Origin of the sequence: Micromonospora sp. NPDC049645 (genome assembly GCF_040675155.1) — a bacterium.
In the GTDB taxonomy this organism is placed as follows: domain Bacteria; phylum Actinomycetota; class Actinomycetes; order Mycobacteriales; family Micromonosporaceae; genus Micromonospora.
In genome coordinates, this window is sequence record NZ_JBFAOI010000004.1 from 161,798 (window position 1) to 187,240 (window position 25,443).

The 25,443-nt window shown below is 71.9% G+C and carries 23 protein-coding genes and 1 tRNA gene; 16 read left to right on the plus strand and 8 right to left on the minus strand.

The genetic code is table 11. The features are described from left to right. Nucleotides 1–36: 36 nt before the first annotated feature. Nucleotides 37–2,331: an ATP-binding domain-containing protein gene (locus AB0J33_RS12325; RefSeq protein WP_363612675.1), complete on the minus strand. Its 2,295-nt coding sequence runs from the start codon at nt 2,329–2,331 to the stop codon at nt 37–39. Between the two features lie 148 nt (nt 2,332–2,479). On the opposite strand from AB0J33_RS12325, the gene AB0J33_RS12330 reads away from it, so the two are divergent. Beyond that, the gene (locus tag AB0J33_RS12330; RefSeq protein ID WP_363612677.1) at nt 2,480–3,106 is read left to right on the plus strand and encodes an SGNH/GDSL hydrolase family protein; all 627 of its coding nucleotides are present in this window, start codon (nt 2,480–2,482) and stop codon (nt 3,104–3,106) included. Nucleotides 3,107–3,173: 67 nt separating this feature from the next. Here the strand turns inward: AB0J33_RS12330 and AB0J33_RS12335 are convergent, their stop codons facing one another. Further along, complete coding sequence (locus tag AB0J33_RS12335) at nt 3,174–4,304, minus strand: hypothetical protein (protein ID WP_363612679.1); 1,131 nt, start codon at nt 4,302–4,304, stop codon at nt 3,174–3,176. Between the two features lie 95 nt (nt 4,305–4,399). Here AB0J33_RS12335 and AB0J33_RS12340 point away from each other — a divergent pair, with 95 nt between their 5' ends. Then, the gene (locus AB0J33_RS12340; RefSeq protein ID WP_363612681.1) at nt 4,400–5,056 is read left to right on the plus strand and encodes a response regulator transcription factor; all 657 of its coding nucleotides are present in this window, start codon (nt 4,400–4,402) and stop codon (nt 5,054–5,056) included. Nucleotides 5,057–5,097: 41 nt separating this feature from the next. Further along, nucleotides 5,098–6,504, plus strand: coding sequence for an ATP-binding protein (locus AB0J33_RS12345; protein ID WP_363613200.1), 1,407 nt, complete (start codon nt 5,098–5,100; stop codon nt 6,502–6,504). Between the two features lie 30 nt (nt 6,505–6,534). Here AB0J33_RS12345 and AB0J33_RS12350 read toward each other — a convergent pair whose 3' ends face one another. Together AB0J33_RS12350 and AB0J33_RS12355 are read right to left on the minus strand one after the other, a co-directional pair. After that, nucleotides 6,535–8,136: a tetratricopeptide repeat protein gene (locus AB0J33_RS12350; protein WP_363612683.1), complete on the minus strand. Its 1,602-nt coding sequence runs from the start codon at nt 8,134–8,136 to the stop codon at nt 6,535–6,537. 57 nt (nt 8,137–8,193) lie between these two features. Continuing rightward, a complete protein-coding gene (locus AB0J33_RS12355) occupies nt 8,194–8,655 on the minus strand; it encodes a MarR family transcriptional regulator (protein ID WP_363612685.1) in 462 nt (153 codons plus the stop codon). A gap of 49 nt (nt 8,656–8,704) precedes the next feature. Between AB0J33_RS12355 and AB0J33_RS12360 the strand changes: the two genes are divergently transcribed. Both AB0J33_RS12360 and AB0J33_RS12365 read left to right on the plus strand, forming a co-directional pair. After that, nucleotides 8,705–9,226 (plus strand): VOC family protein, encoded by a 522-nt coding sequence (locus AB0J33_RS12360; RefSeq protein ID WP_363612687.1) that lies wholly within the window; start codon nt 8,705–8,707, stop codon nt 9,224–9,226. 24 nt (nt 9,227–9,250) lie between these two features. Continuing rightward, nucleotides 9,251–10,135 (plus strand): hypothetical protein, encoded by an 885-nt coding sequence (locus AB0J33_RS12365; protein WP_363612689.1) that lies wholly within the window; start codon nt 9,251–9,253, stop codon nt 10,133–10,135. A 153-nt stretch (nt 10,136–10,288) separates the two neighbouring features. Here AB0J33_RS12365 and AB0J33_RS12370 read toward each other — a convergent pair whose 3' ends face one another. Further along, the gene (locus AB0J33_RS12370) at nt 10,289–10,468 is read right to left on the minus strand and encodes a DUF4236 domain-containing protein (protein ID WP_030333600.1); all 180 of its coding nucleotides are present in this window, start codon (nt 10,466–10,468) and stop codon (nt 10,289–10,291) included. A 247-nt stretch (nt 10,469–10,715) separates the two neighbouring features. On the opposite strand from AB0J33_RS12370, the gene AB0J33_RS12375 reads away from it, so the two are divergent. From AB0J33_RS12375 to AB0J33_RS12405, 7 genes are all read left to right on the plus strand, one after another. Further along, the gene (locus tag AB0J33_RS12375) at nt 10,716–10,793 is read left to right on the plus strand and encodes a putative leader peptide (protein ID WP_349881247.1); all 78 of its coding nucleotides are present in this window, start codon (nt 10,716–10,718) and stop codon (nt 10,791–10,793) included. Nucleotides 10,794–10,924: 131 nt separating this feature from the next. Next, on the plus strand, nt 10,925–11,956 hold the full coding sequence (locus AB0J33_RS12380) for an ABC transporter substrate-binding protein (RefSeq protein WP_363612691.1): 1,032 nt from the start codon (nt 10,925–10,927) through the stop codon (nt 11,954–11,956). Beyond that, the gene (locus AB0J33_RS12385; RefSeq protein WP_363612693.1) at nt 11,953–12,798 is read left to right on the plus strand and encodes an ABC transporter ATP-binding protein; all 846 of its coding nucleotides are present in this window, start codon (nt 11,953–11,955) and stop codon (nt 12,796–12,798) included. The genes AB0J33_RS12380 and AB0J33_RS12385 overlap by 4 nt, the downstream gene beginning before the upstream one ends. Further along, nucleotides 12,791–13,657 carry an ABC transporter permease gene (locus tag AB0J33_RS12390; RefSeq protein WP_363612695.1) on the plus strand — a complete coding sequence of 289 codons (867 nt, stop codon included), beginning with the start codon at nt 12,791–12,793 and terminating at the stop codon, nt 13,655–13,657. Before AB0J33_RS12385 ends, AB0J33_RS12390 begins: the two co-directional genes overlap by 8 nt. Nucleotides 13,658–13,668: 11 nt before the next feature. Beyond that, complete coding sequence (locus AB0J33_RS12395) at nt 13,669–15,003, plus strand: LLM class flavin-dependent oxidoreductase (protein WP_363612697.1); 1,335 nt, start codon at nt 13,669–13,671, stop codon at nt 15,001–15,003. Further along, nucleotides 15,000–15,557: a flavin reductase family protein gene (locus AB0J33_RS12400; protein ID WP_363612699.1), complete on the plus strand. Its 558-nt coding sequence runs from the start codon at nt 15,000–15,002 to the stop codon at nt 15,555–15,557. The genes AB0J33_RS12395 and AB0J33_RS12400 overlap by 4 nt, the downstream gene beginning before the upstream one ends. A gap of 76 nt (nt 15,558–15,633) precedes the next feature. Next, complete coding sequence (locus tag AB0J33_RS12405; protein WP_363612701.1) at nt 15,634–16,245, plus strand: malonic semialdehyde reductase; 612 nt, start codon at nt 15,634–15,636, stop codon at nt 16,243–16,245. Nucleotides 16,246–16,257: 12 nt separating this feature from the next. Here AB0J33_RS12405 and AB0J33_RS12410 read toward each other — a convergent pair whose 3' ends face one another. Together AB0J33_RS12410 and AB0J33_RS12415 are read right to left on the minus strand one after the other, a co-directional pair. Continuing rightward, on the minus strand, nt 16,258–16,713 hold the full coding sequence (locus tag AB0J33_RS12410; protein ID WP_030333674.1) for an Rrf2 family transcriptional regulator: 456 nt from the start codon (nt 16,711–16,713) through the stop codon (nt 16,258–16,260). A gap of 7 nt (nt 16,714–16,720) precedes the next feature. Next, nucleotides 16,721–17,713, minus strand: coding sequence for an AraC family transcriptional regulator (locus tag AB0J33_RS12415; protein ID WP_363612703.1), 993 nt, complete (start codon nt 17,711–17,713; stop codon nt 16,721–16,723). A gap of 203 nt (nt 17,714–17,916) precedes the next feature. Between AB0J33_RS12415 and AB0J33_RS12420 the strand changes: the two genes are divergently transcribed. After that, a complete protein-coding gene (locus AB0J33_RS12420) occupies nt 17,917–18,693 on the plus strand; it encodes a glucose 1-dehydrogenase (RefSeq protein WP_363612705.1) in 777 nt (258 codons plus the stop codon). 116 nt (nt 18,694–18,809) lie between these two features. Here AB0J33_RS12420 and AB0J33_RS12425 read toward each other — a convergent pair whose 3' ends face one another. Next, complete coding sequence (locus tag AB0J33_RS12425) at nt 18,810–19,241, minus strand: SsgA family sporulation/cell division regulator (RefSeq protein WP_007457244.1); 432 nt, start codon at nt 19,239–19,241, stop codon at nt 18,810–18,812. Between the two features lie 369 nt (nt 19,242–19,610). On the opposite strand from AB0J33_RS12425, the gene AB0J33_RS12430 reads away from it, so the two are divergent. The 3 genes from AB0J33_RS12430 (at nt 19,611) to AB0J33_RS12440 (ending at nt 25,164) form a co-directional block, all read left to right on the plus strand. Continuing rightward, on the plus strand, nt 19,611–20,174 hold the full coding sequence (locus AB0J33_RS12430; protein WP_363612707.1) for a TIGR02611 family protein: 564 nt from the start codon (nt 19,611–19,613) through the stop codon (nt 20,172–20,174). 50 nt (nt 20,175–20,224) lie between these two features. After that, nucleotides 20,225–20,296: transfer RNA gene (locus AB0J33_RS12435), tRNA-Val, on the plus strand. A 1,007-nt stretch (nt 20,297–21,303) separates the two neighbouring features. After that, nucleotides 21,304–25,164, plus strand: coding sequence for a ThuA domain-containing protein (locus AB0J33_RS12440; protein ID WP_363612709.1), 3,861 nt, complete (start codon nt 21,304–21,306; stop codon nt 25,162–25,164). The last annotated feature ends 279 nt before the right edge of the window (nt 25,165–25,443 follow it).

Consider the following 25,443-nt stretch of genomic DNA (forward strand, 5'->3'; position numbering starts at 1 on the left):
GAGCGACGAACTCGGTGGGGGCGGCGGGCTTCGTGGTCAGCTCGCGGGGCGCAGGACGCCCAGGCGTTGGGTGGCCCGGGTGAGGGCTACGTAGAGGTCGCTTCGGCCGCGCGGCGACTCGGCCACCATCCGGTCCGGGTCGACCACCAGCACCGAGTCGAACTCCAACCCCTTGGCCTGCGCGACGGTCAGCACCACCACCCGGCTCTCCAGCTCCGGGTGCTCACCGACGGCGGCCTCCGGCAGGGCCGCGGTCACCGCCGCGCCCAACTCGCCCACCCGACCGGCGGGGACGAGCACCCCGAGGCGGCCCTCGGTCAGCCCGGCCGCCTCCCGGGCGGCCTCGGCCACCAACTCCGCCGCCAACCGCCCGTCGGGCACCGTCCGGTCCCACGGGGGTACGCCGCTCTCGCGTACCGAGCGCGGCGGCCGTAGCGCCGGGTCGATCTCGGCCAGGACGTCGGCGGCGACCGCCATGATCTCGGCGGGCGTGCGGTAGCTCACCGTCAGCTCGGCGAGCCGCCACCGTTGCGCCACGTACGGGGCGAGGGCGTCCGCCCAGGACGGTGTGCCGCTGAGCGCGCCGGTCTGCGCGACGTCCCCGACGATCGTCATCGAGCGGCTCGGGCAGCGACGCATCAGCAGGCGCCAGGCCATCGGCGACAGTTCCTGCGCCTCGTCCACGATGACGTGGCCGAACGCCCAGGTGCGGTCGGCGGCGGCCCGCTGGGCCGTGGTCAGCCGGTCGGTCTCCTCCTGCCGTTCCAGCAGCCGATCCGCGTCGATCAGGTCGGTGACGCCGAGGATCTCACCGCCCTCGGCCTCGTCCTCGACGTCGATCGAGCGGGAACCCCGGGCGATCTCCAGCACGCCCTCGGCGTACTCCCGTTCCATCATGCGGATGCGGTCCCGGCGGGCGGCGGCTGCCCGTTCGTCCTCGCCGAGCAGCTCGGCGGCCTCGTCCAGCAGCGGGACGTCTGCCGGCGTCCAGCCACCCCGCTCGCGCCGCAGCAGCGCCCGTTCGTCCTCGGTGAGCATCGGCGCGGCGGCGGCGATCCGGTCCGGGTCGGCGAACAAATCGGCGAGCAGGCGCTGCGGGGTGAGCACCGGCCACAACCGGTCGAGGGCGGCCTGGATCTCCGCTTCCTCGCGCAGCTCCCGCCGGATCTCGGCCCGGTCCGCCTCGTCGAGGAGGTTGTCCCCGCCGAGCGGGTCGGCGCCGATCCGTTCGGCCACCTGCTCGGCGAGCGCGTGCACGATCTCCACGTCGAACAGCGCGCGGGCCAGGTTGTGCGGCCGGTCGGTGCGGCGGACCCGGTCGCGGGCGGCACGCACGATCTCCGGGTCGAGGGTCAGCGTCTCCCGCTCGACCTCGATCTCCAGTGGCTCGTCCGGCACCCACTGCCGGTCCCGTACAGCCAGCGCCAACACCTCGGCCAGCTCCGCCCGACCCTTGAGCGCCGCCGTCTCGGCCGGCTCGGCCCGTTGGGCGCTCACCCCGGGAAACAGATCACCCTGGGTACGCAGCAGCACGCCGGTCTCGGCAAGCGTCGGCAGCACCTGGGAGATGTAGCGCAGGAAGGTCGCGTTCGGGCCGACCAGCAGCACACCTCGGCTGGAGAGTTCCCGGCGGTGCGTGTAGAGCAGGTACGCCGCCCGGTGCAGCGCGACCGCGGTCTTGCCGGTGCCGGGGCCGCCCTGCACCACCATGACGCCCGGCAGCTCCGCGCGGATGATCTCGTCCTGCTCGGCCTGGATGGTCTCGACGATGTCGCGCATCCGGCCGGTACGACCCGCGTTGAGCGCGGCGAGCAGCGACGCCTCACCGGTCAGCTCCTCGTGGGCGCCGGGGGAGGCGGTGTCGATGTCGAGCACCTCGTCGTTGAGCCCGGTCACCTTGCGCTGTCGGGTGCGCAGGTGCCGACGGCGGCGTACGCCCTGCGGGTTGGCGGCGGTGGCCAGGTAGAACGGGCGGGCGGCGGGGGCCCGCCAGTCCATCAGCAACGGGTCGTAGTCGCCACTGGTGTCGAAGATGCCGATCCGGCCGATGTAGCGCCGGGAGTCGTCGTCACCGTCGAGGCGGCCGAAGCAGAGCCCGTTCTCGACGGCGGAGAACTGTTCGACCTGATCGGCGTACATCGCTACCGAGCTGTCGCGCTGGGAGCGGTCCTGGAGGGTGCCGCCGGTGTTGCGCAGCTCGGCGGTGAGCCGGTCGGCGGCCTGTTCGCGCAGCCCGTCCAGCCGGTTGTAGAGCATCGAGACGTACTCCTGCTCGCGACCGATCTCGTCGTCGAGCGGCAATTCGCCGGAACCGCCGGAGTGCCTTGACAAGCCGTCTCCCTAAAGATTAGAATCCTTTGCAGGAACGGCTTTTAGCCGTTCTTTTTTGTGCCCTTCGAACTGTTGAAGATAGCGCGTTCCGCCGGTTCTCACCAATGCCGGGCGGGTCGGCGCGCCGGTGATCGCGAGGTGGCGGCGGATGATCCTGCGGACCGGCCAACGGGTGGTCTTCATCGGGGACAGCATCACCGATTGTGGTCGCCGCGACGTCGCCGCGCCCTACGGCGACGGATACGTGAGCCTCGTGCGTGCCCTGGTCGGCGCGCGGCACCCGGAGTTGGAGCTGGAGTGGGTCAACCGGGGTGTGGGCGGGGACACCGTGCGCGACCTGGCCGCCCGCTGGGACGACGACGCCATCGCCGAGCGCCCCGACTGGCTCGCGGTGCTGATCGGGATCAACGACATCTGGCGGCACTACGGCGACCGGCCGGATGAGGCCGTCGGCATCGACGAGTACGAGCGCACTCTGCGCGACCTGCTGGGCCGGGCGGTGGCCACCACCGGCTGCCGACTGATCCTCGGCGACCCGTTCCTCATCGAGGCGGATCGCGGCGACCCGCAACGCGCCGACACCGACCGGTACGCGGCGGTCGTGGCGGGGCTGGCCGCCGAGTTCGACGCGGTGCACGTGCCCAACCAGGCCGCGTTCGACCGGGTGCTGGCGGTGAGTCCGGCGGGGCGCTGGGCCGACGACCGCGTCCACCCGCACCTGCCCGGCCACGCGGTCCTCGCCGAGGCGTACCTGAGCGCCCTCGGCGCCCGCTGACCCGAAGCTCGCGTACGCGAAGCGCCGGGCCGACCAGCAGGTCGACCCGGCGCCAACACCGTGGAGATCAGCCGCGGGCGGCCCGATAGAGCCGCTCCGGTGTCACCGCTCCGGCGAGCACCCGGCCGTCGTCGGTGAGCAGCACACTGAACAGCTTGGCGGTGAGCAGCCGACCGCTGCCCCAGTAGCCGCTTACCGCGGGCAGGCCGCCGAGCAGCTTCGACAGGTCCATCTCCGGTGCCGCACCGGCCGGGGGAGCGGCCGGCTTCGGGGCGGCGGGCTTACCGCCGACCGTCTCGTCGAGGCGGGCGACCAACACCGTGGTCCAGCCCTCGCCCACCGCGCGGACCTGGGGGTCGGCGGCGGGTCCGGCGTCGTGACCGGGCTTGCCCGCCGGCCGCTCGGCCTTCTCCTCGGTGACCGTCACGCCGGGCGGTGGGTTGAACGTGAACTGGTCGGCGTCGGGGCGGCGGTAGTCGACCTCGGTGAAGGCCACCTCGAACGCCGGCTGGTCGCTGCCCTTCGCGAGCACCTCGAAGCGCAGCGGCACGTGCTGCTTGGCGTCGATGGCGATCCGCAGCTGGTGCACCAGTGAGTCCCGGTCGCGGGGCTGGAGCACCAACTCGTACGCGTCCTGGCCGGCGACCGTGGCCGACCGGCCGACGCTGACCTCGGTGCTCGGGTCGATCGCGCCCAACGCCAGGTCGGCGGCCTGCTGCGGGGTCGCCGGCAGGCTCGCTGCCGGGTCGGGGGCGGGCTTCCAGGCCCCGGCGTCTTCGCCCAGCGTGCGGTGGGTGGCGGTGTTGCTGCGGCTCTGCCAGGTCCACAGGTCCCGGCCGTTGCGGACCACGTCCTGCTCGCCGAGGGTGTCCACCAGCGCGACCCGTTGCCGATCCGGCCCGGAGTACCAGACCCGCAGGGTGTGCGTGCCGGTCAGCATCGTGGTCAGCTCGTTGCCGGGCATCAGCCCGACAAGTGGGGGCAGGCCGAGGTCGGCGCGCTGTACGACGGTCCCGGACAACCCCTCCAGCCGGGAGGTCTGCAGGTCGACCAGGAGCTGGGCGGCGGTACGGGGCGGCAGGCTCGGCTCGGCCTCGGCGGCGAACGTGCCGATCGCCGCGCCGCCGCCGATGACGGCGACGGCCGCGGTGGCCGGGACCAGCCACCGCAGGACGGGACGGCTTCTCAGGACGGACATGGTGGCACCTCCTGCGGCCATCCTGCCCCCTCGGTGCTGTGAACGTGCTGAGGACACCGAACCGCGCTGATTGACCCGGGTGGCACCCTTGAGCTGTGCGCGTGCTGGTGGTGGAGGACGAGGCCCGGTTGGCGGCGGCCCTGCAACGCGGCCTCCAGGCCGAGGGGTTCGCGGTGGACGTGGCGGCGACCGGCCCGGCGGGCCTGGACGCGGCCCGGCACGGCGGGTACGACGCCATGATCCTCGACGTGATGCTGCCCGGCCTCTCCGGCTACGAGTTGGTCCGGCGGCTGCGCGCCGAGCAGCACTGGTTGCCGGTGCTGATGCTGTCCGCCAAGGACGGCGAGTACGACCAGGCCGACGGCCTCGACTGCGGCGCCGACGACTACCTGACCAAACCCTTCTCGTACGTGGTGTTGCTGGCCCGACTGCGGGCGCTGCTGCGTCGCGGCGCGCCGGAACGCCCGACCGTGCTGGCCGTCGGTGACCTGCGGTTGGACCCGGCCCGCCGACGGGTGACCCGGGCGGACGCCGAGGTGACGCTGACCACCCGGGAGTTCGCGCTGCTGGACTACCTGATGCGTCGGCCGGGTCAGGTGATCTCCAAGATCGAGTTGTTGGACCACGTCTGGGACGCCAGCCTGGACACCGCGCCGAACGTCGTCGAGGTGTACGTCGGCTACCTGCGCCGCAAGCTCGGCCGGGACCGGCTGGAGACGGTCCGGGGTGCCGGCTACCGGCTGGCCACGTGAGCGGCGAGGGCCCGGCGCCCAGCGGTCGGGCCTGGCCCGGCCTGCCCGTCCTCGGGCTACGCGGGCGGCTCCTCGCGATCGGTGTGTTCGGTCTCACCGTCGGGCTGGCCCTGGGCGGGGTGGTGCTGCTCGGCGCGCTCGGCTTCGTGCTTCAGCGCACGGTCGACACCGAGGCGTTCCGCACCGCCGACGCGGTCGCCCTGCTCGCCGCCGAGGACGCGTTGCCCGACCCGCTCCCGGTGGCCGGCGGACAGGTCCGTGTGCAGGTGGTCGACGCGCAGGGACGGATCAGGGCCGCCTCGATCGACGCCGACCGCCTGGTGCCGATGGTCCGCCCGGAACGGCTGGATCACGTCGGCCGGCAGCGGCTGGAGGTGCCGGCCGAGCGGGTCGGGCTCGCCGGGCCGGTCCGGGTGGTCGCGGTCCCCGCCGGCACCGCGGCCGACCCGCTCACCGTGCTGGTCGCCCGTTCGATGGCCGACGTGCGGCACAGCACCCACGTGGTCCGCACCATCCTGCTGGTGGCGTTCCCGCTGCTGGTGGCCGTGCTGGCCGCTGTGGCGTGGCGGGTGGTGGGCGCGACGCTGCGTCCGGTCGAGGCGTTGCGTCGAGGTGCCGAGGAGATCACCGGGAGGGCCGGCACCGGCCGCCTGCCGGTGCCGGCGTCGGCCGACGAGATCCACCGCCTGGCGCTCACCCTCAACGGCATGCTGGACCGGCTGGAGTCCGCCCGGGTCCGGCAGCGGGCGTTCGTCTCCGACGCCGCGCACGAGCTGCGCAGCCCGTTGACCAACATCCGTACCGAGCTGGAGGTGGCCCAGCGCCTCGCCGACCGGACGGACTGGACGGCGGTGACCGCCAACCTGCTCGCCGACACCGACCGGTTGAGCCGGTTGGTCGACGATCTCCTGCTGCTGGCCCGGCTGGACGAGGCGCCGCCGGCCCGGGGGACCGGCCCGGTGGAGCTGGGCGGGTTGCTGACCGAGGTGGCCGCCCGCTACCCGTCACCGCCGGTGCGGGTGGCGCGGCCGGCGGGCCCGCTCTGGACGATCGGCAGCGTCGAGGCGTTGCGTCGCGTGCTGGCCAACCTGGTCGACAACGCGGTACGGCACGCGCACGGCAGTGTCGTGCTCGCGGCCGAGGCGACGTCGGCGGCGGGGCCGGCGCTCGGGGCGTACCACCTGGTGACGGTGACCGACGACGGCCCGGGGATCCCGGTGGCGGACCGGGAGCGGGTCTTCGACCGGTTCACCCGGCTGGACGACGGGCGGGCCCGCGACGACGGTGGCGCCGGCCTGGGGCTGGCCATCGTTCGGGAGTTGGTCCGACGGGCGGGCGGCAGCATCACCCTGACCGACGCGCCGCAGGGGCGGGGGCTACGGGTGTGCCTGCTGCTGCCGGCGTTGCCCGCCGAGGACGGCGGTGGGTCAGAGGCTGACGGCCCGTGACGGCGACCTCCCCCCACCCGCCCCCGGCGATCAGCGGCGGCGGGTGCAGACCTGCTTGGACTGGGCAACGGTGTCGGTGGACCAGGCGACGGCGACGGTGAAACAGAAGTCGTTGGTGCGGTTGAGCGCGTAGATGACGTAACTGGTGGTGCCGGCGGGCAGGGTCGCGAAGATGTTGTGCGTCTGGCCGGTGCGCCCGCCCGCGATGACCACGGGGCCCTCGCTGCCGGCCGGATAGGTCCAGTTCAACGCGATGCTGTCCCGGGTGTCGCGCAGGGTCACCGCGGTGGGCGGGGTGCCCGGTGGTGCCGCCGAGCCACCCGACGGGGCCGCCCCGGCGCCCGGGGCGGGCGCGGTGCCGGTCGGCGCGCCGGCGGTGGGGGAGGCGCTGGCCGGCGGTGTGGTCGGCTCGTCGTCGCCGTCGACCCGGGCCACCCCGGCGATCACCGCCGCCGCGCCGAGCAGCACCACGACCACGCCGGCCACCAGCACCGGCACCAGTCGGTTGCGCGGCTGCGCCGGCGCCCGGTGCACCGGCACCGGCAGCAGCCGCGACGGCGTGTACGGCTCGACCGGCGCGTACGGGTCCGGCCGCCGGTACGGGTCCGACGGAGGGTACGAGTCCGCGGGGACGTCGGCTCGGTGCAGCCGGTACACCCCGGGCTGCTCCTGGGTGCCGCCGGCCAGTCCGACCACCGACGGCGGCACCGGAGGGTCGGCGGGGTGGGGCGGCAGTTCGTCGGCCGGGTCGCTCGGCCATCCGCCACCGGTCGATCGGACCGGTTCGTCGGAGGGCATCCGGGGAGTCGGAACCGCACCGGTGTGCGGGGGCGGGGGAGCCGGCGGGTGGTAGCCGGCCTCGGCCGGCCTGTCGCCGTGCGGTGGGACGCGGGCGGCCGGCACGACCGGAGTGTCCCGGGCGGTGGGCGGGTTGTCGGCGCAGGCGTGGTCGGGATTGGCCGCCGCCCGGGCCAGGGACGCCACCTGCGCGGCCAGCGGGTCGTCGGCGGGCAGGTGCTGTCGGCACAGCTCACGGGCGAGCGCCAGGTTGTCGTGCGCCTCGGCGAACTGCCCGCAGTCGCGTTGCATCGCCCCGAGCCGCGCCAGCATCTTGATGCCGCTGGGGTGCCCGTCGCCGTACACCTCGCGGTGCAGCTCCCAGGCGTCCTGGAGGCGGTCGCGGGCCACCGTGCACTGGCCGCGCGCGTACTCGACGGTGGCCAGGTCGGCGTGGGCGGCGAGCACCCGCAGCGACTCCGGACCGTCCTGTGCGGTCAGCTCGATGATGACTTCCTGGTAGAGCCGTGCGGCCCGGGAGTGACTGCCGACCCGGTGCAGCACCGCGGCGAGGGTCGCTGCGGCGGCCACCGTGCGCGGGTCGGCGCGGCCGTGCAGGCGGGTGGTGGCCGCGTACGCGAAGGCGGCCCAGCCCCGGGCCGAGTGGGGCTCACCGAGGGCGATCAACACCCGCGCCTGGAGGCTGGCCGCCTCGGCCAGCTCGGGGGTGGCGTTGGCCGGGCGGGGGTCGGCGTCGGTGAGCGCGTCGGACAGCAGTTGCTGCGCACCGGCAAGATCGCCGGAGGACACGAGGTGGTGCGCCTGATCAGTCAGTTCACCGAAGCCGGAAGACACGCCCCATCGTGCTCATTTGACGACGGTAAGTACAAGACCCGCGCCGGTGTCGATTGGTCAGGATCCGGTCAGGTGCTCGGCCAATGTCTCGCTGATCCGGCGTAGCTGGTCGACCTGGGCGGGGCTGAGGGCGTCGAACAGGTGTCGGCGTACCCCCTCGACGTGGCCGGGTGCGGCGGCCGCGAGGGTGGCGAAACCCTCGTCGGTGAGCAGCGCGATCTGCCCGCGCCGGTCGGTGGGGCAGTCCTCGCGGCGCACCCAGCCGGCGGCCTCCAGCCGGGCCACGGCGTGCGAGAGTCGGCTGCGCGACGACCCCGCGGCCTGGGCCAACTCGCTCATCCGTAGTTGACGGCCGGGTGCCTCGGAGAGTTGGACCAGGATCTCGTAGTACGCGTGCGGCATGCCGGCGTCGCGTTGCAGCTCGCGGTCGAGCGTGTCCATCAGCACCCGGGAAACGGTGAGGTACGCGCGCCAGGTGCGTTGTTCGTCGGGGTCGAGCCAGCGGGTCATGACCGCCATCATACCCGAGTTAGTTGAACGCTCAACCAAAGCGCGTTAGTCTCGGGGCATGGGTATCCACCGGCTCAACCACGCGGTCCTCTACGTCAGTGACCTCGCCCGCAGTGTCGCGTTCTACCGCGACGTGCTGGGCTTCCGCCCGGTGGCGATGACCCCGGACGGCTTCCGGGGCGCCACCTTCCTCCAGGCCCCCGACTCCACCAACGACCACGACCTCGGCCTGTTCGAGATCGGCGCGGGGGCGGGGCGGTCCACCGCCGGCCGGTCCACCGTCGGCCTCTACCACCTCGCCTGGGAGGTGGACACCCTCGACGAACTGGCCGCCACCGCCGAGCGGCTGATCGCCGCCGACGCGCTGGTCGGCACCTCCGACCACGGCACCACCAAGAGTCTCTACGGCAGGGACCCGGACGGTCTGGAGTTCGAGGTGGTCTGGCTGATCCCGGCCGACCTGCTCGACGACGCCGCGCTGGCCGCCCGCAAGCAGATCGGTCGGCTCGACCTGGATGCCGAGCGGCGGCGCTACGGCGGGCAGACCCGGGGTGGAGTGGGGATCTCCGTCCCGGCCTGACCGGCCGTACGGTAGAACGGACCGATGTCGACCGACCGGACCACCGATTTCCTCCGCGAGCTGCTGGTCCGCCAGTTGACGACCTGGCTGCCCGCGGCCCTGCACCGCTCCCGGCGGGCCACCGTCGCCCTCGCGGGCGCCGACGCGGGCAGCGCGGAGGCCGCGCTGCGCCTGGTCGCCGCACACGGCGACCAGGTGCGCGGCCGGCAGGTGACGGTGCTGGTGCTGGCCGACGCCGCCGCCGACCTGCCGTCCCGGCTCGGCCCCATCGAGGCGGAGTTGCCCGCCGAGGTCACCGTGCACCTGCTGCCCGGCGACCCGTACCGGTTGCCGGTCGCCGTGAAGGCCGCCGGGGCGGCCGGCGCGCCGCTGTTCTCCTTCGTGGACCTGCCCGGCGCGGTGACGCCGAAGCTGCTCACCGCCGCGACCAACGGCCGGACCGGAGAGCTGCTGTTGCACACCGGCGACAGCGCTCGGGACGCGCTCGTCGCCGCCGGCTTTCCGCTGGTCGCCGAGGTGGCACCGGTGCTGCCGGACGGAGCGGCGGCCGGTGTGATCGCGTTCGGCAGCCGCTCGGACCGGAGCCTGGAGGCGGTCCGCGACGCGCTCTGGGCGGTCGGCGCGGGCCTCGACCTGCGCTACCGCGACCCGCTCGACCCGACCGGCACGACCGTCGACGTGGTCGACGAGCCCGACCTCGAACCGCTGGCCCACGAGCTGCTGGCCGAGTTGCGGGCGGGCGGCTCCCGACCGGTCACCGAGCTGCGCCGGCACACCCTCACCGCGACCGTCTATCGGGCCGCCGATGCCAACCGTGCCCTCACCACCCTGCTCGACGCCGGCACCCTGCGCCGCGACCGCGATTCGGGCCGCCTGGCCGGCGACGAAATCATCACCGCAACCCTCTGACCCCGCCGCGATCTTGCACTTTCTGCACCGGCAGAAGGGGCATTGCTGGCGAACCGGCAACCGAAACTGCAAGATCGCGGAAGCCTCGCAGGGGCGCGGACGCCGAGCGGGGTGCCGGTGAATCACCGGCACCCCGCTCGACTCCCGGGATCCTTACGACCGGGACTTGTCCTGCTTCCAGGACAGGGGACCCGGCAGGTCGACCCGGTGGGCGCGCGCCTTGGAGTTCCAGGACCAGCGCCCGATCTTGATGCTCCACGAGGAGAAGCCGTTCTCGGTGAAGTTCAGGATGATCGGACCGTACTTCTTGCGCTTGCGAAACATGAGGCCCATCGGAGGACTCCCCTCGTCACCGTTCCCTGCCGTGTCGAGATCGAACATGCCCGAACCGGCAACTTTTGAAACCCTCTCGCTGTCCGTTCTGGACGGTGAACGCGACGCCTCGCAATCTCTATTCAACAGATAGGTGTTGCGGCGCGGTAAACGCTGGTCGGAGCGCTTCGTAACATCGGCAGCGATAGAAGTCTCATCTTCTGGAAGACCGTTGACCGTTCGTTCCCGCCCCCGGCAGCATGGGGTCATGTCGCAGCGGGACGAGCTTCTCCTCACCGCTCGTGTGCACGTCGACCTGGTCCGGCACGCGAGCGCGCTCTGTTGAGCTGACCGGTCCATCCGGCTCGGCTCCAGCGCCGCACTCCCACCGCCCGCCCGCTCAACGCGGAGCAGCGTGCCCGCACGCCCTCATCCGGGCGTCCCCGCTCCCATCGTGGACAGATCAGGAGACTCCTCATGTCCCCACCCCGTCGTGCCATCGTGCGCACCCTCACCGCCGCTGCCGCGCTGGTCGCGCTCACCGCGAACGCCGCCTGCGGTGGCGACGCCGCAGCCGGCGGCGCCCCGACCAACGAGCTGCGCTACCAGGGCTCGGTCGGTCAGGTCACGCTCCCCGAACTCGCCGCCGACCTCGGCTACCTCGGCGACGTCAAACTCAAGTGGATCGGCAACGTCACCGGCGGCCCGCAGGACATCCAGGCCACGGCCACCGGGCAGAGCGACTTCGGCGGCGCGTTCAACGGTGCCATCGTCAAGCTCGCCACCGCCAACGCCCCGATCACCGCCGTGGTGAGCTACTACGGCTCGGACGCCCAGACCTTCCAGGGCTACTACGTGCTCGACGACAGCCCGGTCCGCAACCCCCGCGACCTGGTCGGCAAGAAGGTCGGCATGAACACCCTCGGCGCCCACGCCGAGGCGGTGCTCAAGACCTGGCTCGCCCGCGGCGGGCTCACCCCCGCCGAGATCAAGCAGGTCGAGTTGGTCGCCCTGCCACCGGTCAACACCGAGCAGTCGCTGCGGCAGAAGCAGATCGACGTCGCGGTGCTCGGCGGGGTGATCCGGGACAAGGCAGTCGCCGGTGGCGGCATCCGCACCATCTTCACCGACTACGAACTGCTCGGCGCCTTCAGCGGCGGCACGTACGTGTTCCGCGACGACTTCATCAAACGCAACCCGGAGACCGTCAAGGCTTTCGTCACCGGGGTCGCCAAGGCCATCGAGTGGGCTCGCAGCCAACCCCGCGAGACCGTGGTCGCCCGGATGCGGGACATCATCGCCAAGCGTGGCCGCAACGAGGACCCGTCGCTCGTCGCGTACTGGAAGAGCAGCGGCGTCGCCGGCCGCGGCGGCGTGATCGGCGAGCAGGAGTTCGGCACCTGGATCGACTGGCTCGCCGCCGAGGGCGAGCTCCGGGGCGACCGCCCGAAGCCCGGCGACATCTACACCAACCGGTTCAACCCCTTCGTGGACGGGGGCGGCGCGTGAGCCCCCACAAGATCCTCTTCGACGCGGTGAGCAAGACCTTCCCGGTCCGCGCCACCCGGCGTGGCGACGCCGGCGCGGTCACCGCGCTGGACCAGGTCACCCTCGGGGTACGCCCCGGCGAGTTCCTGGTCGTCGTCGGTCCCAGCGGCTGCGGCAAATCCACCCTGCTCGACCTGCTCGGTGGGCTCACCGCCCCGACCGCGGGGCAGGTGCTCGTCGACGGTCGGCCGGTCACCGGCCCCGGCCTGGACCGGGGCATCGTCTTCCAGCAGTACGCGCTGCTGCCCTGGCGCACCGCCGCCGGCAACGTCGCGTTCGGTCTGGAGGCCAAGGGGGTGCCTCGGGCCGAACGCGCCGCCCTGATCGCGCACCACCTCGACCTGGTGGGGCTGCGCGGGTTCGCCGACCGCTACCCGCACGAGCTGTCCGGCGGGATGAAGCAGCGGGTGGCCATCGCCCGCAGTCTCGCCTACGACCCGGACGTGCTGCTGATGGACGAGCCGTTCGCCGCCCTCGACGCGCAGACCCGCGACTCGTTGCAGGACGAGCTGGTGCGGATCTGGGCCCGTACCGGCAAGACGATCGTGTTCATCACCCACGGCATCGACGAGGCCGTCCACCTGGGTCAGCGGGTGGCGGTGCTGACCTCCCGGCCCGGACGGCTCAAACAGGTCATCGACATCGACCTCGGCGATCGGGACGCCGCCGAGGACGTCCGCTCCACCGACGCGTTCCGCCACCACCGGCACCAGATCTGGACCCTGCTGCGGGACGAGGTGCGGGCCGCCCAGGCGGCCGAGGGCACCGGCGTCCGCCACCCCGAGGAGGCCCGCGTTGGTTGACATCGCCGAACGTCCCACCCGACTCGCAGGCCCACCCACCGTGCCCCGCGCGGCGGTCGACCGGGCCGCTCCCGGCCGTGCCGGTCGGCTGCTCGGCCTCGGCGCGAAGGTGCTGCACCGCACCGTCGCCATCGCCGCACTCGCCGCGATCTGGGAGGGCGCGCCCCGGCTCGGCCTGGTGGATCGGGTCTTCCTGCCCCCGCTGTCCGAGGTGTCGGCGGCCTGGTGGGAGTTGCTGCGCAGCGGGCAACTGGCCGAGCACGTGGGCGCGAGCCTCACCCGGTCACTGGCCGGGCTCGGCCTGGCGGTGCTCACCGCCATCCCGCTCGGCCTGCTGATCGGCTGGTACCGGCCGCTCGCCGAGCTGCTCAGCCCACTGCTTGAGGTGTTCCGCAACACCGCCGCGCTGGCCCTGCTGCCGGTGTTCGTGCTCATCCTCGGCCTGGGGGAGACCTCCAAGATCGCCCTGGTGCTGTACGCGTGCTCCTGGCCGATCCTGCTGAACACCATCGCCGGGGTAAAAGGCGTCGACCCGCTGCTGATCCGGTCGGCCCGCTCGATGGGGCTCGACCACCTGCGGCTGTTCCAGAAGGTGATCCTGCCGGCGGCGGTGCCGACCATCTTCACCGGCGTCCGGCTGGCCGGGGCGTACTCGATCCTCGTGCTGGTCGCGGCCGAGATGGTCGGCGCGAAGGCCGGACTCGGTTACCTCATCAACTACGCGCAGTACAACTTCGCGATCGCCGACATGTACTCCGGGATCATCACGATCTCCGCCATCGGTCTGGTCGTCAACCAACTCCTCGTCGCCCTCGAACGTCGCTTCTCCACCTGGCGCGTCGACGTCACCGCCGGATAGGACGGACACCAATGACCCGTACCCTGCACCTCAACGCGTTCCTGATGGGCGTCGGCCACCACGAGGCCGCCTGGCGGCACCCCCGCACCGACCCGCGTCGGGTCACCGACGTCCGCCACTTCCAGGAGCTGGCCCGGATCGCCGAACGTGGCACCCTCGACTCGCTGTTCCTCGCCGACGGTCTCTCGGTCGGGCCGAACCCCCGGCACAACATCCAGGCCGTCTTCGAGCCGCTGACCCTGCTCGCGTCGCTCGCCGCGGTGACCGAACACATCGGCCTGATCGCGACGGTCTCCACCACCTACAACGAGCCGTTCCACGTCGCCCGCAAGTTCGCCTCGCTGGACCACCTCAGCGGCGGTCGGGCCGGCTGGAACATCGTCACCTCCGCGCAGGAGCGGGAGGCGGTCAACTTCAACCGGGACAGCCACCCCGCCCACGCCGACCGGTACCGGCGGGCGGCCGAGTTCGTCGACGTGGCCACCAAGCTCTGGGACAGCTGGGAGGACGACGCCCTGGTCTTCGACACCGACACCGGGGTGTTCGCCGACACCGACCGGGTGCACGAGGTGGCACACCGCGGGCCGGAGTTCCAGGTCCGCGGCCCGCTGAACATCCCGCGCGGGCCGCAGGGCCGACCGCTGCTGGTGCAGGCCGGCTCGTCACCGGACGGGATCGCCTTCGCGGCCCGCCACGCCGAGGCGGTCTTCACCGCGCAGCAGACCCTCGCCGACGGGCAGAGCTTCTACGCCGAGCTGCGCCGGCAGGTCAGCGCCGCCGGCCGCGACCCCGACCTGGTGAAGATCCTGCCCGGCATCGCGCTGGTGCTCGGCGGCACCGAGGCCGAGGCGCAGGCGCTCGCCGCCGAGCTGGAGGAGCTGATCGTGCCCGACTACGCCCTCGCCCAGCTCTCCGGGATGCTCGGCATCGACCTGACCGATCTGCCGCTGGACGGGCCGTTGCCGCAGCTGCCGGCCGCCGGCACCGTGCAGGCCCACCAGAGCCGCTACCAGCTCGTCACCGAGCTGGCCCGCCGGGAGCGGCTCACCATCCGGCAGCTGATCGGCCGGCTCGGCGGTGGTCGGGGTCACCGGGTCGTCGCCGGTACGCCGGAGCAGGTGGCCGACCAGATCGAGCTGTGGTTCACCCAGGGCGCCGCCGACGGGTTCAACATCATGCCGCCGCACCTGCCCGGAGGGCTCGCCGACTTCGTCGACCACGTGGTGCCGGTGCTGCGCTCCCGTGGGCTGTTCCGCACCGGGTACACCGGTCGGACCCTGCGCGAGCACTACGGGCTGCCCCGACCGGTCAGCGCGTACGCCGCGTCGGCCCTGGTGTCGGCATGACCACCGTGGAGCGACCGGCGGACGTCGCCGAGTTGCGACCGGTGAACCCGGACCTGTTCCGCGCCCTGCTGCGGCGGCAGGCCACCAGCGTCACCGTGGTCACCGCGGTCGCCCCCGGCAGCGAGCCGGCCTGCCTGGGTGGGATCGGCGCGCCCATCCGGGCGGGGTTCACCGCGACCTCGTTCACGTCGGTGTCGCTGGACCCTCCGCTGGTCTCGTTCTGCCTCGGGGTGGCGTCGTCGAGCTGGCCGGTGCTCGCCCGCGCCGAGCACGTCGCCGTACACCTGCTGGCCGCCGGGCAACGGGAGGCCGCCACGGTCTTCGCGACCAGCGGCATCGACCGGTTCGCCGCGTACCCGGACTGGACGTCCGGACCGTTCGGGCTGCCGCTGCTCGGCGGTGTGCTGGCCCGGCTGCTCTGCCGGGTGGTGCACCGGGTGCCGGCCGGCGACCACACGTTGGTGATCGCCGAACCGCTGGCGCTCGGCGACGGCGGCGACGGCGCGCCGCTGGTGCACCACCGGGGCGGCTACACGACCGCCGTCCAGACGTGAGCGAGCGCAGCGAGCGAGCCGTGGGGCACGGCACCGTGGCGCGTCACGGCGGCACGCAGCGAAGCGGAGCGCCGGCGTGACCGCAGCCACCACGGCCGACCTGCTCGCGTTGGACCGGGCCGCCCAGGACCTGCTGTTCCGGGCGGCCCGCACGGCCGACACGTTCACCGACGAGCCGGTCACCGACGCCCAGGTCGCGGCGATCCACGACCTGATCCGGTACGGGCCGACCGCGTACAACGGTCAGCCGTTGCGGGTGCTGCTGCTCCGCTCGGCGACGGCCCGGGCGCGGCTGCTGCCGTACGTCTCGTCGAGCAACCGGGCGAAGACGGCACGCGCGCCGCTGGTGGCGGTGCTCGCCGCCGACGTGGACTTCCACGAGCGGCTGCCCGAGCTGTACCCGCACCGGCCGCAGGCCCGCGAGTGGCTGGCCGACCGTCCGGCCCGCGCCGAGCAGGCCCGGTTCAACGCCACCCTCCAGATCGGCTACCTGCTGGTGGGAGTACGCGCCGCCGGGCTGGCCGCCGGCCCGATGGCCGGGTTCGACGCCGCCGGGGTGACCGCCGAGTTCTTTTCGGACGGCAGGCACGAGGCGCTGCTGCTGCTCAACGTGGGCCACCCCGGCCGGGCCGCCCGGCCGCAGCGGCTGCCCCGGCTCAGCACCGAGGAGGTGGTGTGGACGCTCTGAGCCGGCACCGGATCAGCGGGGCTCCCACGCGTCGGGCAGCGCGGTGAGCTTGCGGACGTGCGCGGGCAGGCGACCGCTGACGATCTCGGCGAGGCTCACCTCGTCGACGACCCGCCGCACGGCGGCGCGGACCGCCACCCACAGGCCGGGCAGGTTCTCCGCCGATCCCTCGTACCGGGTCTCCTCGGGGCGCAGCCCGCGTACCCCGGCCAGCGGGCCCTCGACGGCGCGCAGCACCGCGCCGACGGTCACCTCCCGCGGCGGCCGGGCGAGGGTGTAACCGCCCTCGGCGCCGCGTTGGGCGCGGACGATGCCGGCCCGGCGCAGATCCGCCAGGACCGCCTCCAGGAACTTGCGGGGCATGTCCTGCTCCGCGGCGATGGCCTGGGTGGACAGCAGCGAGGGGTACGCGGTGGCGAGGCTCAACGCCGCCCGTACCGCGTAGTCGCCGCGCGCGGAGATCTGCACCCTGCCATCATGCCCGGCCGGTGCCGCCCGCCGGCCCGGCGGGCGGCCCGGGTCTCGTGGCGTGCCCGCCGTTGGTGGATTCGCCAAGGGTGCCGGCGCGGAACCTGCCGGCGTTGGCGCCCGTCGACTCCTGCGGCGGTCGGGGTCGGACCACCCGGCCGGCCGCCGGTTGGTCCCGGGCAGCCCGGAACACGCCGGGGCTGACCCCGACCTCGCGGGTGAAGAACCGACCGAAGTTCGTGGGTTCGGAGAAGCCGAGGTGTCGGCCGATCTGGGCGATCGGTTGATCCGTCGCGGCCAGGAGCCGGCCGGCCTGCAACGCGACCCGCTCGTCGATGACCTGCTTCGCGCTGCGACCGGTGACGGCCAGGCAGGCCCGGGTCAGGGTTCGCACCGAGCAGCCGAGCCCGGCCGCGTAGTCCTCCACCCGCCGGGTGTGCGGGTAGCCGTGCTCCACCTCGCGGCGGAACCGGTGGAAGGTCTCGTCCTCCGGCCGGGCCGGCGACCGGTCGACGTGGGCCAGCGCGAGCCGCAGCAGCAGCACCGCCAGTTGGTGCCGCAGCAGCGCGCGGGCGGTGGGGCCGTCGGGGTGGCGCCGACAGTCCACCGCCAGCTGACTCACCTCACTGATCACCGCGTCCTCGTCCTCCCCGGCCAACTGCCGCCAGGTCACCGTCGTGGTCAGGTCGAGGTCGAGGCCGCACAGCGCCTCGGGTTCCCAGGCGACCACGGTGGCGTCGAACTGGGGGCCGGCGCAGCGCAACACCTGGCCGGGGCGGACCCGCAGCAGCGTGCCGGGCCGGCACGGCAGCAGATGAAAGTCCAGCTCCGCGTCGCCGTGCCCACGGGTGGTGAGAATCAGCAGCTCCCGCTCGACGATCACCGGCCGACGCCAGCCCGGGTCGCCGGCAAGATCGGCCAGCGCGAACGTGGCTATCTCGTCGGTTACGCCAGAGGCCGTTCCGATCGATGGCGCGGGGGAGGGATCAGTGGAGACCATCGCCTGCGACCGTAGCCCGAACCGCAGGTCACCGCATCCCGATCGACGTCCGTGCCGGAATCCGCGGTGCGCCACGGCCTTGTCGCGGTCCCGGCGGCCGGGCTACGTTACCCGGCGGTAGTGCCGTCGGTCCGCGGTCCGCCCGGCATCCGCCGGCCACCCCGCCCGGCCGGCGGCCCCCGCCGACTCGCGATGGGATGAGCATGACGCAGCTGTTCTCGGTCGAAGGTAAGACGGTCCTGGTCACCGGAGGCTCACGGGGGATCGGCCTGATGATCGCCCAGGGCTTCGTCCGGGCCGGAGCGCACGTGATCATCTCGTCCCGGAAGGCGGACGTCTGCGCGGCGGTCGCCGCGACACTCTCCGCCGAGGGCCGCTGCGAGGCCATCCCCGCCGACCTCGGCGACGACGCCGGCGCCGAGACCCTGGCCGCCGCCGTGCGCGAGCGCTTCGGCCGCCTCGACGTACTCGTCAACAACGCCGGCGCGACCTGGGGCGCGCCGCTGGAGAACTATCCCGGGGCCGCGTTCGACAAGCTCTGGGCGGTCAACGTCAAGGCCGTCTTCCGGCTCACCACCGCGCTGCTGCCGGCGCTGCGCGCCGCCGCCAGCGCCGACGACCCGGCCCGCGTGATCAACATCGGGTCGATCGACGGCATCCGGGTGCCGATCATGGAGGTGTACGCGTACTCCGCCACCAAGGCGGCCGTGCACATGCTCACCCGCAGCCTCGCCCACCAACTGGCCGGCGAGCAGATCACCGTCAACGCGATCGCACCCGGCCCGTTCGAGAGCAAGATGATGGCGTTCGCGCTCGACGACCCGGAGAGCCGGGCCGCCATCGAACAGCAGGTGCCGCTGGGCCGCATCGGCCGCCCGGAGGACATGGCGGGCACGGCCATCTACCTGTCGTCGCGGGCCGGCGCGTACCTCACCGGCGCGGTCATCCCGGTCGACGGCGGCATCACCACGCACGGCTGAGCACCGGCCGACCCGGGGCGGGCTGTCCGCGTACACCTGGGGTGGGTGTGCCGGGGCCGCGCGGACTCGGCAGATCCGCGCGGCCCCGGTATGGCCGGTGTAGCCCGTTCGGGCGGTCAGCGACCGGCGAGCAGCCGGTTCACCGCCGTGTCGACGTCCAGGTGCTCGGCCTCGCGGCCGCGCGGGACGACGACGTAGGTCCGTCGAAGGAAACGCACCAGGACGCTGCGCGGCACCTCGAAGAGGGCGTTGCCGTCCGGTGACGAGAGGGCCAGCGCGACGAAGTCGCCACGCGGTGTGGCCCAGGGCCAGACCCGCACATCCCCGATGCCGGCCGGTTCGTCCAGGCCGGTGACCAGAAGTTCGCGCGCGAACGACCAACTCACCGCCTCGCCCCCGGCCGATTCGGCATGGAATAGGACATGGACCGCATACGGGTCAGCAGGGTCGTAGCGCAGACTGGCACGCACCGGCAAGGCGGTGGCGTCAGGTGCGACGAGCCTTAGCGACGTCTCGACCTCTACGGTCGTCGGTCGGATGACACTCATGGACGTTCTCCCCCCGGCACCGCTGCGGAACGCGCGTGTCCCGCTTTTCCCATACTCAGGTGCTACTCCTGGCTACGCTCCGCCATACGCTGACTTCACCCAGTGGTGGGAAGGGGGACGGAAAGGCCGCGTGAATGTGAGGATTCATGTAGGATTTCCGGTTCTGCCCAGTGCGTGATCCCGCCCGGTATCGGGTGGCTCAGTCGTCGACTTACTCCGGTAACGTCCAGTCGGCCGTTGCAGTGACGGGCCCGGGCGACACTGGGGGGTGAAATGGTGACGAAGCAATCCTCAGTGGATCCGGCGGCGGCGCCCGGCCCGCCGAACGTCGCGGTCGGAGCAGCCGAAAAGCGGGGGTACGAAGTGCCGATGGAGCAGCCCGAACGGGCCGGTCGGCCGGCGTCCGACGCCGGTCGCCCCGGCGGCGACAGGACCGGTGGTGGCGGTGCTGGTCGTGGCGGTGCCGGTCGCGACGGTGTTGGTGGCGACGGTGCTGGCCGTGGCGTCGGCACGGCCGTGCAGGACCCACCGCGCGACCCCCGCTGGCGTGAGCGGATCTCGATGACCCTCGACCTGATCCGCGCCAACCCCACCGGCCGGATCGCCCTCAAGATTTTCATCGCGATCGCCGGGGCGCTGGTGGTGACCATCGGCATCGCCCTCATCCCGCTCCCCGGGCCGGGCTGGCTGCTGGTGATCGCCGGGCTGGGCATCTGGGCCGTCGAATACCACTGGGCCCGGCGGCTGCTCGGCTTCACCCGCCGGCACGTCCACGGCTGGACACGCTGGGTAACTCGACAGTCGCTGTTGGTGCGAATAGTGCTCGGGTCCGTCGGCCTGGTCTTCGTGGCCACCGTGGTCTGGCTGTCCCTCAAGTACAGCCTCGGCATCGACGTGGTGGCCAAGGTGATGCAGTACCTCGCGACGCACTGACCCCGGATTTCCGGTCCGGTTCCACGATCGGGTAGAGTCAGTGGCGCTGAGGGCGATTAGCTCAGTGGGAGAGCGCTTCGTTCACACCGAAGAGGTCGCTGGTTCGATACCAGCATCGCCCACTCTCAGTTTGTGCAGGTCAGAAGCCCGTTACCGGATTCATCGGTAACGGGCTTTGCGGTATGTGCGGCTTGCATTGGGAGCAGCGCGGCTGCCTTCGGTTCGGGCCGCTATGGACCTGCCCGGCTGGGTGGCCTGATTTGCGGTCCGGAGCGGGCCTGCTGGCTGGTTGAGGGTCCTACTGCTGCCGGCGCCTACCTCACGAGAGGGTGCCCGCGCGCTGTGGCTCACGGGCTGACTGATGGCCGGCGGTCCGGTGATCCGCCACTCGCCGGTCCACATTGCGGGGTCGCGTACCCAGCGCTCGGTGTTCTGTCGGGACTTGGCCGCCGACTTCGTTGCGTTCTTTGACGTGAAGTCGTCCAAGACCTGTCGGTCAGTCGCCGTCCACGCGAAGCTGCGCCATCGGTACGCGACGAAGTCGCCAGCACCCGCTTGGGTGGCAGTGATCCCGTTGAGCACAGCGGCGGTGATACCCATCCGGGCGGCCACGTTGCGAGGGTCGTACTCGATGAGCTCTGCGCATACCCGGTCGGCGTTCGAACGCGGCGCAAGGGCGCCGATGAGGTCATGCCCTTGTCCCGCGCACACGCTGACGACCCGGAGCGAGGAGTCCGGCCGGGGCGGACTTCGGCAGTCGGATTTCGCGGCGGTCGATGGAACCGTTGTTAGACGATGATGAATCTGTTAACTTTTCCAAATCTCCATGAGAGAGCGCTCTCCCGAGGATAGAGGTCCAAGAAGATGGCGGCGCAGCACCCCTGACCAGCCACCGTCAACAGCCGCTCACGTCCACCCGCCCCCACCCCCACCCCCATCACGGCGCCGCGCGACCTTCACCGAGGCGCGACGTGCCGACGACCCCCTACCGCCGGGACAGACGCGACACCGCTGTGCGCGTCCCGGGACCTACCGCGGGGCCGCCCACCGCGGCCACGTTCGAGACGTGATCGGCGCACGTTTCGGCTACTTCCTCACGAGAGGTAACCAACCGATCATGATTCGCAGAATGCTGCTAATCGTCGCTCTTGTGCTGGCCGGGATGGGCGTCAACGCCGCCCCGGCATTCGCGGCCGACTTCTCGGTGCTGGTCTTCAGCAAGACGGCGGGGTTCCGGCACGACGCGATCCCCGCAGGGATCGCTGCGATCCAGCAACTGGGCACGCAGGGCAACTTCACGGTCGAGGCGACCGAGGACGCCGCCCAGTTCACCGACACGAACCTGGCCAGGTTCCGAGCGGTCATCTGGCTGTCCACGACCGGCGACGTGCTCGACCCGACCCAGCAGGCCGCTTTCGAGCGCTATCTCCGCGCCGGTGGCGGCTATGTCGGCGTGCACGCCGCCTCCGACACCGAATACGACTGGCCCTGGTACGGCAACCTCGTCGGCGCCTACTTCTCCAGCCACCCCGCGATCCAGCCGGCCACCGTCCGCATCGAGGACACCGCTCACCCGTCGAACGCGGGCATCCCGGTGAACTGGAACCGCACCGACGAGTGGTACAGCTACCGCACCAACCCCCGCTCGCAGGTGCACGTCCTCGCGAATCTCAACGAGGCCACGTACACCGGCGGCACCATGAACGGCGACCACCCGATCTCGTGGTGCCGGCCCTACGACGGCGGCCGGTCCTGGTATACCGGCCTCGGCCACACCCAGGAGAGCTACGCAGAAACCAACTTCCGCACCCACCTGCTCGGCGGCATCAGGTACGCCGCGCAGAACATCGGCAACTGCTCGGTGCAGGCCCCCGTCGGCACGTTCAACCAGGTGAACCTGGCCAAGGGCGTGGCGGAGACCGGTGAGCCGATGGGCCTCACCGTGCTGCCCAACAGGGGTGTGCTGCACACCTCGCGGAACGGCGTCATCCGGTACACCGACGTCAACGGCAACACCAAAGTCGCCCTGACGCTGCCGGTCTACAGCCACGACGAGGAGGGTCTGCAGAGCATCAAGGCCGACCCGAACTTCGCCAGCAACCGCTGGGTGTACGTCTACTACGCGCCGCCGCTCAGCACGCCGGGCGGCGACGCTCCGTCCACCGGCACGGCGGCGCAGTTCGCCCCGTTCAACGGCTCCAACAAGCTGGCCCGGCTCACCGTGCGAGACGACAACACGATCGACCCGGCCTCGCTGGTGACGATCCTCGACGTGCCGACCAGCCGTGGGCTGTGCTGCCACGTCGGCGGTGACATCGACTTCGATGCCGCCGGCAACCTCTACCTGTCCACCGGTGACGACACCAACCCGTTCGACTCGGCCGGGTCTGCGCCGATCGACGAGCGGGCCGACCGCAACCCCGCCTACGACGCGCAGCGCACCTCGGCCAACAGCAACGACCTGCGCGGCAAGGTGCTGCGGATCAAGCCGGGTGCGACGGGCGGCTACACCATCCCGGCCGGCAACATGTTCGCCCCGGGAACGGCGAACACCAGGCCCGAGGTGTACGCCATGGGCTTCCGCAACCCGTTCCGGATGAGCGTGGACAAGGCGACCGGGGTCGTCTACCTCGGTGACTACGGCCCCGACGCCGGCTCTGCCGACCCGCAGCGCGGGCCGGCGGGCACCGTCTCGTTCGAGCGGATCACCCAGCCGGGCTTCTACGGCTGGCCGTACTGCTCCAACTACAACACCCCCTACCAGGAGTTCACGTTCCCCAGCGGGCCGTCGTCCGGCCCGTACAACTGTGCCGGTGGGCCGACGAACAACTCCCGGAACAACACCGGCATCACCACGCTGCCGCCGTCGCAGGCGGCCTGGCTGCCCTACGGCGGGCAGGGGCCCTGGCGGCCCGAGCTGGGTGGCGGCGGGCCCATGGGCGGTCCGGTCTACAACTTCAACCCGGCGCTGGCCTCCGACGTGAAGTTCCCGGCGTCGTACAACGGGAAGGTCTTCCTCGGGGAGTTCACCAGTCGCTGGATCAAGGCGGTCACCCTGAACGCCAACGGCACGGCCGGCGCGATCGAGCCGATCCCGTGGTCCGGGACCGCGATCATGGACATGGAGTTCGGGCCGGACGGCGCCCTGTACGTGCTCGACTACGGCACCACCTGGTTCGGCGGTGACGCCAACTCGGCCCTCTACCGGATCGAGTACAACACCGGCGGCAACCGGGCACCGATCGCGCAGATCAGCGCCACCCCGTCCTCCGGCGCGGCGCCGCTGGCCGTGCAGTTCAGCTCGGCGGGTAGCAACGACCCGGACGGCGACGCGATCACGTACGCCTGGGACTTCACCAGTAACGGCAGCACCGACTCCACGGCGGCCAACCCGACGTTCACCTACCCGGCTAACGGCGAGTACACCGCGACGCTGACGGTACGGGACCCCGGCGGCAGAACCGCGACGGCCAGTACCGTCATCGGGGTCGGCCGACCATCCATCGAATTGATCACACCGGCCGACGGATCGGTGTTCCAGTTCGGCGACCTGGTGCCCTACGAGGTGAGGGTCACCGATCCGAACGCCGGCACCATCGACTGCAACCGGGTCCAGCTCAACTACATCCTCGGCCACGACAGTCACGGTCACCCGATCACCAGCAAGAACGGCTGCACCGGGTCGATCCAGACCACGGTGGACGGTGAGCACGACGCGTCCGCGAACATCTTCGGGGTGCTCGCCGCGGTGTACACCCCGGTCAGCGGGGTCGCGGTTCAGGACCAGCACGTGCTGCAACCGCGGACCCGGCAGGCCGAGCACTTCGGCACCATGAACGGCGTCCAGCTCGCCGCCAAGCCCAGCGCCCACGGCGGAAACGCCATCGGGTACATCGAGAACGGCGACTGGATCTCCTTCACGCCGTACAACCTGGCCGGCGTCACCGGTATCAAGGCGCGGGTCGCCTCGGCCGGCGTCGGTGGCACGCTGACCGTGCGGGTCGACTCACCGACCGGCCCGGTGGCCGGCACGGTGCAGGTCGCACCGACCGGTGGCTGGGAGACGTGGGCCGACGTCACCGGGACGATCAGCCCACCCGCCGGAACGCACCAGCTGTACCTGGTGTTCACCGGCGGCGCGGGATCGCTGTTCGACATCGACGACTTCACGTTCACCTCCGGCACCACGCAACCGCCGTCGGGGAACCTGGCGTTGAACAAGCCGGTGACGGCGTCGAGCACGGAGTCCGGCACATTCCCGGCCTCGGCTGCGGTCGACGGTTCGCTCACCACCAGGTGGGCGAGCACCTTCAGCGATCCGCAGTGGATCCAGGTGGACCTCGGCCAGTCGACCTCCATCGACCGGGTCAAGCTGACCTGGGAAGCGGCGTACGGATCGGGGTACCAGATCCAGACGTCGGCCAACGGAACGACGTGGACCACGGTGCGGACGGTGACCGGTGGCGACGGTGGGGTGGACGACAACACCGCGCTGGCCGCCACGGGTCGTTACGTCCGGATCAACGGTACGGCTCGCGGCACGGCCTGGGGATATTCGCTGTTCGAGTTCGAGGTCTACGGGGGCGGCGTCGTACAGCCGCCCTCGGGCAACCTGGCGTTGAACAAGCCGGCGACTGCGTCGAGCACCGAGGCGGTAGCCTATCCGGCCTCCGCTGCGGTCGACGGTTCGCTGACCAGCAGGTGGGCGAGTGCCTTCGCCGACCCGCAGTGGATCCAGGTGGATCTCGGTCAGTCGTACTCCATCAATCGGGTCAAGTTGACCTGGGAGGGGGCGTACGGCTCGGGGTACCAGATCCAGACGTCGGCCAACGGAACGACGTGGACCACGGTGCGGACGGTGACCGGTGGGGACGGTGGGGTGGACGACAACACCGCGCTGGCCGCCACCGGCCGATATGTGCGGATCAACGGCACGACCCGCGCCACAGCCTGGGGCTACTCGCTGTTCGAGTTCGAGGTCTACAGCTGATCGGGTAGACCGCGCACGACGGGCGCAGGGACCTTCGAAGGTCCCTGCGCCCCTGGTCTGTCCCCGGCCATCGCCACATCACGGGCGGCGGTGGGCGGTGCCAAAGCGTCCGGACCTACTTTGCGGTTTCGGTCCTGGCCATGACGAACTTCTCCCTGGCGCATCAGCGGTTCCGTGTGTACAAGAGGCTTGTGGATGTACTCAACGTGCGAACGTCGTGGTCGGCATCGTGGGCGGGATCGCGTCGACCGTTGCTCTGTTGATCGCCCTCCGCGACCG